The 11,906-nt window shown below is 63.2% G+C and carries 10 protein-coding genes; 4 read left to right on the top strand and 6 right to left on the bottom strand.

Annotation, left to right across the window (positions count from 1 at the left end; translation table 11 throughout):
* Positions 1-47: 47 nt before the first annotated feature.
* Both NKH97_RS22530 and NKH97_RS22525 read left to right on the top strand, forming a co-directional pair.
* Positions 48-1,358, top strand: a complete 1,311-nt coding sequence (locus tag NKH97_RS22530) for a flavin monoamine oxidase family protein (protein WP_352798829.1) — start codon at positions 48-50, stop codon at positions 1,356-1,358.
* Positions 1,359-1,567: 209 nt separating this feature from the next.
* Positions 1,568-1,978, top strand: a complete 411-nt coding sequence (locus NKH97_RS22525) for a hypothetical protein (RefSeq protein WP_352798828.1) — start codon at positions 1,568-1,570, stop codon at positions 1,976-1,978.
* Between the two features lie 112 nt (positions 1,979-2,090).
* Here the strand turns inward: NKH97_RS22525 and NKH97_RS22520 are convergent, their stop codons facing one another.
* Both NKH97_RS22520 and NKH97_RS22515 read right to left on the bottom strand, forming a co-directional pair.
* A complete protein-coding gene (locus tag NKH97_RS22520) occupies positions 2,091-4,178 on the bottom strand; it encodes an ATP-binding protein (protein WP_352733900.1) in 2,088 nt (695 codons plus the stop codon).
* A gap of 84 nt (positions 4,179-4,262) precedes the next feature.
* Positions 4,263-5,036 carry a response regulator gene (locus NKH97_RS22515; RefSeq protein ID WP_352611813.1) on the bottom strand — a complete coding sequence of 258 codons (774 nt, stop codon included), beginning with the start codon at positions 5,034-5,036 and terminating at the stop codon, positions 4,263-4,265.
* A gap of 46 nt (positions 5,037-5,082) precedes the next feature.
* Between NKH97_RS22515 and NKH97_RS22510 the strand changes: the two genes are divergently transcribed.
* Positions 5,083-5,784, top strand: coding sequence for a winged helix-turn-helix domain-containing protein (locus tag NKH97_RS22510; protein WP_352798827.1), 702 nt, complete (start codon positions 5,083-5,085; stop codon positions 5,782-5,784).
* A gap of 72 nt (positions 5,785-5,856) precedes the next feature.
* Here NKH97_RS22510 and NKH97_RS22505 read toward each other — a convergent pair whose 3' ends face one another.
* Both NKH97_RS22505 and NKH97_RS22500 read right to left on the bottom strand, forming a co-directional pair.
* A complete protein-coding gene (locus NKH97_RS22505; protein WP_023811016.1) occupies positions 5,857-6,024 on the bottom strand; it encodes a hypothetical protein in 168 nt (55 codons plus the stop codon).
* Positions 6,025-6,080: 56 nt separating this feature from the next.
* Positions 6,081-6,413 carry a hypothetical protein gene (locus tag NKH97_RS22500; RefSeq protein WP_023811017.1) on the bottom strand — a complete coding sequence of 111 codons (333 nt, stop codon included), beginning with the start codon at positions 6,411-6,413 and terminating at the stop codon, positions 6,081-6,083.
* Between the two features lie 355 nt (positions 6,414-6,768).
* Between NKH97_RS22500 and NKH97_RS22495 the strand changes: the two genes are divergently transcribed.
* A complete protein-coding gene (locus tag NKH97_RS22495) occupies positions 6,769-7,230 on the top strand; it encodes a L,D-transpeptidase (RefSeq protein ID WP_352798826.1) in 462 nt (153 codons plus the stop codon).
* Between the two features lie 225 nt (positions 7,231-7,455).
* Here NKH97_RS22495 and NKH97_RS22490 read toward each other — a convergent pair whose 3' ends face one another.
* Positions 7,456-10,539 (bottom strand): efflux RND transporter permease subunit, encoded by a 3,084-nt coding sequence (locus tag NKH97_RS22490; RefSeq protein ID WP_023811019.1) that lies wholly within the window; start codon positions 10,537-10,539, stop codon positions 7,456-7,458.
* Positions 10,536-11,867, bottom strand: coding sequence for an efflux RND transporter periplasmic adaptor subunit (locus NKH97_RS22485; RefSeq protein WP_352798825.1), 1,332 nt, complete (start codon positions 11,865-11,867; stop codon positions 10,536-10,538). The genes NKH97_RS22490 and NKH97_RS22485 overlap by 4 nt, the downstream gene beginning before the upstream one ends.
* Between the last annotated feature and the right edge of the window lie 39 nt (positions 11,868-11,906).

Below are 11,906 nucleotides of genomic sequence, written 5' to 3'. Positions count from 1 at the left end.
TCGACAAGGACATACTTCGTCTGTGGAAGCCGGATGCGGTTGGGTGGATGCTGAAGACCTTCACGGATGAGGGCGGCGAATTCGAGCGAACCGATGTCGTCATCGTCGGTGCGGGTTTCACGGGCCTGTCGGCGGCGCTCGAGATGAAGAAGGCCGGCATCGATTTCATCCTGCTCGAAGCACGCGACCGCGTCGGCGGACGCGTCGAGTCCCGACTGAACGGACTTGGCGAACGGATCGATTGTGGCGGCCAGTTCCTGTGCGAGGACATGCCGGAATTGATGGCGCTGATCGAGGCGCGCGGCAAGACGCTGGTTGAAACCTATGTCGATGGCGATTTCATCACCCAGCCGACGATGTCCGTACAAAGAGCAGAGCGGATCTATGACGCGGCAATGGCAATCCGCGAGCGCATGAACGGGATCGATCCGGACGACGTCTCGATTGCGGGGCTGACCGTTGCCGACTGGCTTGCCCGCCAGCGCGATTCGGCCGATGCCAGGGCCGTCTTCCGTTCGATGATCGAAGGTCTCTGGTGCATGGCGCTGGATCGGATTCCTCTCTGGTATCTGATCGACAATGACCGACGCGTCACTAACGAGGTACCGGAGCTGCAATATTTCGTGCGTGAAACCATGCATTCGCTGGCCGACGATCTGGCCCGCGACCTTGGCGATCGGTTGCGGCTCAGCGAGCCGGTCACGCGCATCGAGCACAGTTCGCAAGGTGTTCTTGTCGTTTCGGCCGGGGGTGCCGTCGAGGCGCGTGCGGTTCTGGTTGCCGTCCCGCCGGCGACGGTGACGGAGCTCGCCTTTGCCCCCGCCTTGCCGGCCGGACTGGGGCGGGCGCTCGGCGCCTGGAAAAGCGGCGCGGCTATCAAGATCCTGGTGCGCTATGCCAAACCGTTTTGGCGCGGGCGGGATTTGAACGGCATGGTGATGTGGCTCGATCCGCCAGGACTGTTTGCCTGCGACGCCGGCAAGGATGTGGAGCATGCCGCGCTCGTCGTGTTCGTCGGCGGGCCGCTCGCGCTGCGCTGGCGCGACCTCGGCGAGCCGGAACTGCGTGCGGAGGTGACCGGCCGGTTGGCGGCAGCCTTTGGCCCGAGTGCCGGCGACGTCATCGATTTCAGTTTGCGTGACTGGACAGGAGATCGCTGGAGCGGCGGCGCGTACAGCGATCTTGTTGTCGATGTTACAGCGACAGACGCCGAGCGAACGATCCTTGCCGGAGCACCCCCGGTGTATCTCGCCTGTTCAGAACTCTCGCCGTCGTTTCCGGGATATGTCGAGGGCGCTATCATTGCCGGGCGTATCGCCGCGCACAAGATCATTGCCGAGATTCAGGCTCCGGCCTGAGCCTGGTCTTTTCGAAAAACTGTTTGGCAAGATCGGTCAGGTTGCGCCTCGAGCCCGAGCGCCGTCGAAGCTATGCCCGATTTTGCCCGACTTCGCCCGAATGCTGTTTCGAACTCGTTACAGTGCCAGTCCTTCGCCACCCCATCGTCGTTACAAAGTGCGGATAAGTTCATTTCACCGCCAAAAGAAACTCAGCGAAGGGGAAGGCAATGCATGCGAAAATCCAGACGATCCGCGGCGAGAGCCGCCTTCAGGCTCCAGAACGCAATGACCGCCGTCCGAAACTGGCGCTGCGCCAGCGGGCCAGCAACCACCCCATGGCGATGTTCATGGTGCTGGCTGCTTGCGCCTTCGTCGGCATGGCGTTCACGCCGACAATCGGGCCGGCCTTCGCTTCGTTGAATCCGCCGTCCAATCTCATCGACGGCGCGCAGACGACGACCAGGACCGCGCGTCTGCCGGTGCCGGTGACCGACTTCGCCTGCAAGGGCCAGGCATGGGGTGCCGAGAGTATCGATTGCCTGCGCGCCATCGCCGAACAGTCCGGAACACACAAGAGCCGCGCCGTCCGCATGATCGCCAATGCCGCACCCTTGGCCGATACGCCGAATATTTTCTGATTTTGTCGAAGCATGATCCGAAACCGTTCCCGCTTTGGGATCATGCTCTGGACTCCCCGAGCGCTCCCTCCAGTGCGCTCTTCTTCGGCCCCCGCCCCCGGGGGCCTCTTCTTTATCCTTTCAAGACCGCCTGTTCGGCAATGGCGGACAGCACGCTGCGCACGTCCAGTGTGCTGAACGGCTTTTCCAGGATCTGCGGCCGCTGCTGTGCCGGCAGGGCCTCGATTTCGGCTTTCGCACCGATCAGGTCGCCTGTGACCAGCACGAAACGCCGTGCCAGATCAGGCTTTTCGGCGAGCAACTCGCGATAGATCGATATGCCGCTAACGCCGGGCATGCGCAGGTCCGAAAAGACGATGTCCGGCGGCATGTGGCCGCTCAAAGTGGCGGCGCCCGTTTCCCAGACAGGAACGATCCGTGACTTGATGCCCATCAGTTCGAGAATGTCGGAGAGCGAGCCGGCGACATCCGGCTCGTCGTCGATGATCAAGGCATGGCGCAGGCCGCTCGATCGCGGCTGGTTGTCGCCGGCGGTGGCGAGGCCGGCCACGATGGCCGGCAGCTGGACGACGAAGCGCGCGCCTCTCGGGAGCACTTCCTCGAACCAGACATTGCCATTGTGCCGCTCGATGATCGATTTCGAGATCGACAGGCCGATGCCGGTGCCGACACCGACCGGCTTGGTGGTGAAATAGGATTCGAAGATGCGGCCGCGGATCGTTTCCGGCACGCCGGGCCCATTGTCCTCGACCGAGAAGCAGGGATGACCGCGGTCGCTGCGGAACGTCCGCACCTTGATCAGCCGGTCGCCGGCAATGCCGGCCAAAGCGTGCTGGCTGTTGATGAGGAAATTGGCCGCCACCTGCGTCACATGGTCGGCGTCGGCCATGGCCAGCAGCGGGCCGGCGGCGAAATCGGTGTCGATGGTGATGCCGCTCGAGCGCGCGCCATAGGCGGTCACTTCGAGTGCCGACCGGATCACCTGGTTGAGGTCGGTCTCGGCCTGTGCCGCGGGATGGAGGCGGACCATCGACAGGAAGCTCTTGACGATGCGGCCGCAGCGCTCGGCGGCCGCACGGACTTTCTCGGCGCGCACCTTGGTCTGCGGGTCGGAAGCGAATTCGTGCAGCAGCGTCGATTGCGCCACCACCACGGCCAGCGGATTGTTGAGCTCGTGCGAGACGCCGGCCAGCAACGAACCCATCGCCGCCATCTTCTCGTTCTGGTGCAGCTTCTCGCGCTGCCGGCCGATCTCCTCCTCGGCGCGCAATTTGTCGCGCAGGTCGCGGATGGAGCCGAAGATCAGGCGGCGGTCGGCAACCCGCATCTCGGTCGCCGTCAGCTCGATCGGGAACACTTCGCCGGCGGCGTTCTGGGTCACCGTCTCGAGCCGTTGGCCGACCATCGGCGCGCCGCGGCCGGACATGTATTCGGCCCCCGAAGCATAGCCCTTGCGGTAGTAGATCGGCACGATCGTATCGAGCAGGTCCTTTCCGAGGATGTCGCTGCGCTGGAAGCCGAACATCTTCTCGGCAGCCGGATTGAATTCGATGATCGAGCCGGTCTCGTCGATGACGACGATGGCGTCGAGCGAGGCCTGCAGCATGGTGCGGCGAATGACCTCGCTGGCGTGGGCGTCGGAGGGCGAGCGCTCGATGGCGTCGCCGATGGCCAGCGCGATGATATGCAGCGTCGCCTCTTCCTCGTCCGTCCATGCACGCTCGTTGACGCAGTCATTGACCGCCAGCGTGCCCCAGAGATGGCCATGCGCGAAGACCGAGACCGAGAGGAACGATTTGATGTTCTGCTTCTCGAAATCGGTCCTCAGGAAGCCTTCGAGGTCGCGCGTATGGCCGGCGAAGATCTTGCCTTGCCGTTCGTCCTCGGCAAGCCGCTCCAGCAGGGGGTCGGAATTGACGATCGATTGCATGATGACGGTTGGCGACGCCAGTTCGCCGCCGAAAAGAGGGTCGATCCAATAGGCGGCGACGGATTGGGCGAAGCCCTGGCCGGGCAGTTCGCGCAAGCGAAACAGGATGCCGCGCTGGCAATCCATGGCCCGGCAGAGCGTTTCCAGTATGCCGTCCATCTCGCGCTGCCAGTCGCCAGCCTCGCGAAGCCGGCGAACGACGCGCACGGCCGCCATCGCCGCGCCCTGCCTGAACCCTTGCATATCGGTGCTTGCTGCTTCAGCGATCATCTTGTGCCGTCATTCCGGAGTCGCGCCAATTCGGAGTCGTGCCAATTTCGGCTGGCGAGCAACCGAATCCTTCTGGCCCGGTGCTCAGTTGCCGTCGCCGGCCGGCAGCGAGAAGATATAGCCCTCGCCGCGCACCGTGCGCAGGAATTTCGGATTGGCGGGATCGGCCTCGATCTTCTTGCGTAGCCGCATGATGCGAATGTCGACCGCGCGTGACGATTCCGGATCTTCGGTGAAACCGATCGCCTCGGAGATAGCGGCGCGGGTCAGCAGCCGATTGGCGCGGGTGAGGAAAATCTCCAGCACGTCGAACTCGCTCTTGGCCATGTCGATCACCGCGCCATTGGCGCCGGTGACCAGCCTGCCGTCGAGATCGGCCTGGAAGGGGCCGAAGGTAACGGAACGGCGATCCGTCCCGGCCTTGTTGTCCTGGAGCTCCTTCGGCTGGGGAACCCGGCGCAACACGCTGCGCACCCTGGCCAGCACTTCGCGCAATTCGTAGGGCTTGACGATGTAGTCGTCGGCACCGAGTTCCAGCCCGACGATGCGGTCGAGCGCGGTGCCGGCCGCGGTCGCATAGATGATGCCGATCGGCAGTTTCGAACGCAGCCAGCGGCCGAGCGAGAGGCCGTCCTCGCCGGGCATGGCGATGTCGAGAATGGCGAGATGAAACGATTGCGTTTCAACGAGGCTGCGCGCCGCGGCAGCACTTTCAGCGGTGGCCACGTCATAGCCGGATGCGCCAAGATATTCTGCGACCGCGTCCCTGAGGTCGGGCTCATCCTCGACGATGACAATTCTTGCCCGCACGATGCTTTCGCTCCCACTTTCAGTGGAAAGTAGATTGGGTATAAACATCATGTCCAGCACTCATATCCGGGTTGCCAGGGAACGGTTGGAAAAGATGGCCGCACGATCCGTTATTGCGCTCGTTTCGGTAGCCGAAGTGGTGGCGACCGAACTCGCCGACCATCTCGAGCGGCGCGGCCACGACGTGCATCAGGCGCGCCAGCCCTGGGAGGCCGAATCGCTGCTGTCGGGAAAGGGCATCGACGTCGTCGTCGTCGGCGACAGCCTCAGCCAGGCGGAGGGGCGGGACCTGCTCAGACGTTATGGCGGCCAAGGAGGAGGCGGCGAGGGCGGACCGGATTTTATCCTCATCTGCCGGCCGGCCGATCTTGTCGACAAGGTGCTGGCGCTGGAGCTTGGTGCGGCCGACGTCGTCGAGAGCCCGCTCAATGTCCGTGAACTGGCCGCCCGTGTCGGCGGCCTGCTTTCGCGCCGCGGCAGGGGCACCCAGGAACTGATCGTGCTGGAAAACGCGACCGTCGATCTGAGATCGGCCATGGTCATGCATCGCTCCGGCTCCGAGGAACAGCTCTCGCCCGGCCAGGTGGCGCTGCTCAGGTTGTTCCTGGCCAGTCCGCGCAAGGTGCTCACGCGTGACGACATCATCGCCGCGGCACCGGCCGAAAACGCCGACGCCTTCGATCGCTCGATCGATTCGCGCATCGTGCGGCTGCGCCGCAAGCTCGACACCGACTCCATCACCACAATACGTGGCGCCGGCTATCGGTTCGATCCGCCGCGGCAATTCGCCGACTGACTGCCGGGTACTGGCGCAATCCCTTTTTTCGGGCATCGGATTTTCCATCTCTGGGCCCGATGCTCTTGATACTCAGCGTACCAGCAAAAGCGATGGCCCCACCGGCATGTCACTGCCCATGGTGAGTTCGCTTGCATGGGCGCGGTCCCTGAGAAGCATGGTGGCAAGACCGGCAAAGCCGAGCAGGCCTTGCGCGTAAAGCAGTGCGGACAGCACCGAAGCAGCGAATTTCGTTTTCATCGTCGCAGTTCCCCAAAAATGCCAATTCTCTAGAAATGAACCTGTTGCGGGTCGCTTCAGGATACCCCCGAAGTGCCCGCGCCGCCCACGGAGCCCCCCGTCGCGGCGCGGGCCTTCGGTCCTCTCGGCAGCAAGTTGCCGGAGGCGCCGCGCAAACCCGTCAGCCTAAGGCCGACCCGCCAGAGGGCCTTGAGCCGGGCGATGCGCAGGCTGGAAACAATCCAGACCGTGGCGAAAAACAGTGCGGCATGCAGCGTCGAAATCTCGCCTGATGTCATCGCGCCGAGGCTTGTCAGCGGGGTGCCGGCAACCGTGCCGACGCCGCCGATGACCGCTGCCGCGATGCTGATCCTGAGAAGCCAGGACAGCGCGTTCGATTTCGTTCCCATGTTCGTTACCGGCTGTTTTCGTTGCGTCAACTTTGCTCGCACCCCGTATCCGGATCATGCCGCTAGGAGCCGCGCTTTGTTGCAGGTTGGTTTCGATGCCGACGGTTGTTCTTTCACATGACGCCAATTCGCACTTTCGTTTGGGGGCGGATACTCATGTTCCCGACTCATGGTCTTGGCTGGGCGGGCCTGCCGAGCCCGTTCTAGCCAGGCTTATAAGGAGGCGTTTGTTAACTAGTGGAAACAGATTCGAAACAGAAACGAGTGTTTTGCGAAATCTCCTCGAAACATGACGTTGGGATAAGCGGCCATCGAATTGGAGCCGGCCTAACCGGCAGAGAGAGGGGACTTCATCATGCATACCGCCATTTCCGCCAAGCTCATCAACATCACCGCCGCTGTCTTGACTGGTGCAGCACTGCTGCTCGGCGCCGGCTCGGGTGCGGCGCACGCCGCCAACAAGATCGTGGCGCGCGTTTCGCTTTCGCAGCAGATCATGGAAGTCTCCGTCGACGGCCGGCCGACCTTCGCCTGGAAAGTCTCCACCGGCGACCGGGCCCATGTGACGCCGACCGGCTCGTTCAAGCCGACCCGCATGCATGAAATGTGGTACTCGAAGAAATACGACAACGCCCCGATGCCGCACTCGGTCTTCTTCAGCGGCGGCTATGCGGTGCACGCGACCTATGCGATCAAGCGCCTCGGCCAGCCGGCGTCGCATGGCTGCGTGCGGCTGCACCCCGACAACGCCGCCGATTTCTACCAGCTCGTCGAAACCTTCGGGGCGACCAACACCAGCATCGTCATCGTCAAGTAGCAGGCTGGAAACGGTGGCGTGTCAGCATGCTGTCGCGCCTTGTTCAAGGCTCCCGCCGGAAAACGCTGTGGTATCGAGTACAGCGCAAACCGGCGGTATCGAGCAAAGCTCGAACCGGGGTATCGAGTCCAGCCAAAAAGAAAGAGGCCGGGAAATTCCCGGCCTCTTTCTTTTGCCTCCATCGATTTGTCCTGCACATTTCCGGGCGGGACTCCCTCGACCGCCCTAGCTCGGCAGTGCCGGCATCAGCTTGGGGTCCGGCTTCTCCGCCAAATGAGGCAGATCCTTGCTGGCGATGAAGGTGTAGAACATGGGCACGACGAAGAGCGTGAACAGGGTTCCGACCAGGATGCCGGTGAAGATGACCAGGCCCATCGAATAGCGGGCCGCGGCACCAGCGCCGCTGGACGTGATCAGCGGCACCACGCCGAGCGCCATCGCCGCTGTCGTCATCAGGATCGGCCGCAGGCGCACCTTGGCCGAGGCGATGATGGCGTCGCGCCGCCGCATGCCATGTTTTTCACGCTGCTGGTTGGCGAACTCGACCAGCAGGATGCCGTGCTTGGTTATCAGACCGATCAGTGTGATCAGGCCGACCTGCGTGTAGATGTTGAGCGTGCCGAGGCCCAGATTGAGCGGCACGATCGCGCCGAAGATCGACAGCGGCACCGCCATCATGATGATCAGCGGGTCGCGGAAGCTTTCAAACTGCGCCGCCAGCACCAGATAGATGACGACCACGGCGGCCGCGAAAGCGATCAGGATGGTGTTGCCCTGTTCCTTTTCCTGCCGCGATTGACCGGAATAGTCGAGGAAGAAGGTGTCGGGCAGGCTCTCCTTGGCGATGTCCTCCAGCGCCTTCAGCCCGTCGCCGGTGGTGACGCCGGGCAGCGGGAGCGCCGAAATCGTCGACGAATTCAGCTGGTTGAACTGCTCGATTGCCGCCGGCGCCGCATTGGTCGAAATCTTGACCACCGCCGATAGCGGCACCATCTCGCCCGTCACGCTGCGCACGAAGTATTCGCCGAGCTTGTCGGGGTTGTCGCGAAACTCTTGCGGCACCTGCGGGATGATGTCGTAGCTGTTGGAGTCGCGGTCGAACTGCGCCACTTCGGCGCCGCCGACCAGCAAGGTCAGCGTGCGGCCGATATCGGCGATCGGCAGGTTCAGCGCCGCGGCGCGGTCGCGGTCGATGGTCACCGTCACCTCCGGCGCGTCATAGGCCATCGAATTCTGCACGACGATGAAGCGGCCGGAGGCCTGCGCCTTGTTCTTGATCTGCTCGGCCACCTCGTACACCTCCGAGGAAGCGCCCGTCGATCGCACCACCATGGAAATGGGCAGGCCGCCGCCGGAGCCCGGCAACGTCGGCGGTGCAAAGACGAAGGCCTCGACACCGGCCACTTTGGCGATACGGGCCGTAATGTCGGCCTGCAGTTCCTTCGAATTGCGCTTACGTTCCGCCCAGTCCTTGAAGGCATAGCCGACGAAGGCGCTGTTTGTCGTGCCGCCGAAGGCCACGGCCGAGAACTGCGCCCGTGTTTCGGGAATATCCTTCACCAGGCCGAGGATCTGGTTGACGTATGTCTCGGTGTAATCGGAGGTCGCATAACGCGGCCCCGTCACAATCGAGAGCAGAAAGCCCTGGTCTTCTTCCGGCGCCAGTTCGCTTGAGGTCTTGGTGAACATGAAGCCGGTGACGCCGACAAGCGCAAGCACGATGATCAGCGTCAATGGGCGATAGTTCAGTGATCCGGTGACGGCCCGTTCATAGACATGCTCGACGCGCGCGAAGGTGCCGTCGACAATGCGCTGGAAACGGCCCGGCGTGCCGGACTTCAAGAGGCGTGCCGACATCATCGGGGTGATGGTGATGGCAATGACACCCGACAGCACCACCGAGCCGGCGAGCGTGACCGCGAATTCACGGAACAACGCGCCGGTCAGGCCGCCGGTGAAGGCCAGCGGCGCGAACACGGCGGCCAGCGTCATGGTCATGGCAACGATGGCCGACGATATTTCGCGCATACCGCTGAACGCGGCCTGCATCGGCGACATGTGGTCTTCTTCCATATGGCGATGGATGTTCTCCACCACCACGATGGCGTCGTCGACGACCAGGCCGATCGCCAGAACCATGGCCAGCAGCGATAGCAGGTTGATCGAGTAGCCGACCGCAAACAAAAGGAAGCAGACGCCGATCAGCGACAACGGGATGGTGATGATCGGCATCATCACCGACCGGAAGGAGCCAAGGAACAGAAGGATGACGACGATGACGATGGCAACCGCCTCGGCGATGGTCTTGAACACCTCTTCGATCGAGGCGCTGATCTGCCCGGTCGCGTCGTAGACGACCTCGATCGTCATTCCCTTCGGCAGTGTCTCCTGAATCTGTGGCACCAGCTTGGTGAGCGCCGCCGCCGTGGTCAGCGGATTGGCCGCCGGCGTCGGGAAGATGGCGAGGAAGGTGCCGGGCTTTCCGTTGAACGAGACCCTGGTGTCGGTGTTCTCGGCGGCGAGTTCGACGCGGGCCACGTCGCGCAACCGCACCACATTGCCGTCAGTCGAGCGCAGCGGCAGCTCGGCGAAGGCCTCCGGCGTCTGCAATGTCGAGCGCACGGTGATCGAGGAAACGACATACTCGTTCTGGGTGTTGCCGGGCGCCGACAGGAAGTTGGAATTGTTGATCGCCGTCAGCAGTTCGGAGGCTGTCACGCCGCGCGCGGCAAGCTTGACCGGATCGATCCAGACGCGCATCGAGTATTCCTGGGCGCCGAAGATCTGCACGTCGGCGACGCCTTCGACCGTCGACATGCGCGGTCTGATGACGCGCTCGATATACTCCGTCAGCTGCTCCTTCGTCATGTTCGGATTCTGCATCGAGATGTACATCATCGCGAACTGCTGGCCGGTGCCCTTGACGATGACAGGGTCCTTCGATGCGTCCGGCAAGGTGCCGCGCACGCCCTGGACCTTGGACAGCACTTCGGTCAGCGCGACGTCGGGGTTCGAGCCGAGCTTCATCTGCACCGTCACGGTGCTGGAGGACGGGCGGCTGGACGAGGTGACGTAGTCGATGTTTTCGGTCGAGGCGACGGCGCGCGCGATCGGGGCGGAAATGAAGCCTTGGATCAGATCGGCGCTGGCGCCCGGATAGGCCGTGGTGATGGTGATCGCCGTTTCGTCGACCTTCGGATACTGCCGGATCGACAGGTTGAAGATGCCCTGGAAACCCAGAAGCAGGATCATGCAGCCAAGGACCGTCGAAAGAACAGGCCGGCGAATGAAGAGATCGGAAATGCTCATTGCTGGTCGGCCTGCTTGTTTGCCGATTTGGTCGGGTCGATGGTGTTGTCCACAACGACGGACATGCCGTTGAAGAGGCGGTTCTGACCGGCGGTGACGACTTCGTCGCCAGCCTTCAGCCCCTCGACGATCTCGACCATGCCTTGATTGCGGCGGCCGGGCTTGACGAACACCTGCGACAGCACGAGCGCGGGCTTGTCACCTTCCGCCGCCGGCTTGGCCGCATCGGGAGCCTGGTCAGTCGGCTTTGCCGCATCGGCGGTGGGCTTGGCAGCATCAGCCGCCGGCTTCATGGCATCGGCCGGCTTGGTGTCCGCAGGCTTGGCATCAGCCGATTTGTCGGCTGCCGGCGCGGCGGGTTTTTCCTCCGGCTTGGCAGCTGGCGCCGCCTCGGCGGGCTTGGCTGGCTGCACCACGAAGATGTAGTCGCCATAGAGACTTGTCGTCAGTGCCGTCTGCGGCAGGGTCAGCACGTTCTGCTCTTCGGGCAGCTCGACACGCACCTGCACGAACTGGCCGGGGGTCAGCTTGCCATCGGGATTGGCGACTTCCGCCCGGATGTTCACCAGCCGGCTGGACGAGTCGATCTTCGGGTCGATGCCGCGAATGGCGCCTGCGAATGGCCTGTCCTCACCGCCAAAGCCCAATCGAATCGTCTGGCCTATCTTGAGCAAGGCGAGTTGCTGTTCGGGAACCGAGAAATCGACCCGCATCGTGTCGAGATCCTGCAATGTCACCACGGCGGTGCCGGGCGCCAGATACTGGCCGATATCGATCCTCGGAATGCCCACCGTGCCGCCGAAAGGCGCCGTCAACTGCTTCTGCTCGAGCACGGCCTGCAGCTTGGTGACCTGAGACGCCGAGGCCGAGGCCGCCGCACGCGCCGTGTCCAGCGTCGAGTCGGAGCCAACGCCACGCCTGGTCAGTTCGATGGCGCGGGCAAGCGATGTCTGATCGAGCGCGGCCTGCGCCTTCTGTGCGTCGAGATCGGCGCGCTCGACGGCGTCATCGAGCTGCAGCAGAACCGCATTGTCGGCCACTTTCTGGTTGGCATGGAAAAGGATGTCCTTGACGATGCCGGTGGTCTCGACCGTCAGGTCGACACCGCGCACGGCCTTGACCGTACCGATCGCCTCGACGCCCGGCGTCCAGGCCGAAGGCTTGGCGATGGTTGTCGAAACGGTTGCTGCCGGCGGCTTCATCGATGCGAAGTACTGCTTGATGCCGTTGTCACGCAGGAAGTTGAAGCCGACGATGCCGCCGACCACGACGACGAGCAGGGCCAAAACCAGAACAATGATAAATATACGGAGTATGCGCTTGAACAAGGAAGTCCCCTCAGTCGAAAATCCGGCGCGAAGCGCGGA

Origin of the sequence: Mesorhizobium sp. M0870, from assembly GCF_040319775.1 — a bacterium.
In the GTDB taxonomy this organism is placed as follows: Bacteria; Pseudomonadota; Alphaproteobacteria; order Rhizobiales; family Rhizobiaceae; genus Mesorhizobium.
This window is presented reverse-complemented; position numbering and strand designations above follow the sequence as displayed.

What these genes read in the sequence shown, in the direction of transcription:
- NKH97_RS22530 (WP_352798829.1), top strand. Translation starts at nt 48, where the DNA reads ATGCTGAAGACCTTCACGGATGAGGGCGGCGAATTCGAGCGAACCGAT.
- NKH97_RS22525 (WP_352798828.1), top strand. Translation starts at nt 1,568, where the DNA reads ATGCATGCGAAAATCCAGACGATCCGCGGCGAGAGCCGCCTTCAGGCT.
- NKH97_RS22520 (WP_352733900.1), bottom strand. Translation starts at nt 4,178, where the DNA reads ATGATCGCTGAAGCAGCAAGCACCGATATGCAAGGGTTCAGGCAGGGC.
- NKH97_RS22515 (WP_352611813.1), bottom strand. Translation starts at nt 5,036, where the DNA reads ATGTTTATACCCAATCTACTTTCCACTGAAAGTGGGAGCGAAAGCATC.
- NKH97_RS22510 (WP_352798827.1), top strand. Translation starts at nt 5,083, where the DNA reads ATGGCCGCACGATCCGTTATTGCGCTCGTTTCGGTAGCCGAAGTGGTG.
- NKH97_RS22505 (WP_023811016.1), bottom strand. Translation starts at nt 6,024, where the DNA reads ATGAAAACGAAATTCGCTGCTTCGGTGCTGTCCGCACTGCTTTACGCG.
- NKH97_RS22500 (WP_023811017.1), bottom strand. Translation starts at nt 6,413, where the DNA reads ATGGGAACGAAATCGAACGCGCTGTCCTGGCTTCTCAGGATCAGCATC.
- NKH97_RS22495 (WP_352798826.1), top strand. Translation starts at nt 6,769, where the DNA reads ATGCATACCGCCATTTCCGCCAAGCTCATCAACATCACCGCCGCTGTC.
- NKH97_RS22490 (WP_023811019.1), bottom strand. Translation starts at nt 10,539, where the DNA reads ATGAGCATTTCCGATCTCTTCATTCGCCGGCCTGTTCTTTCGACGGTC.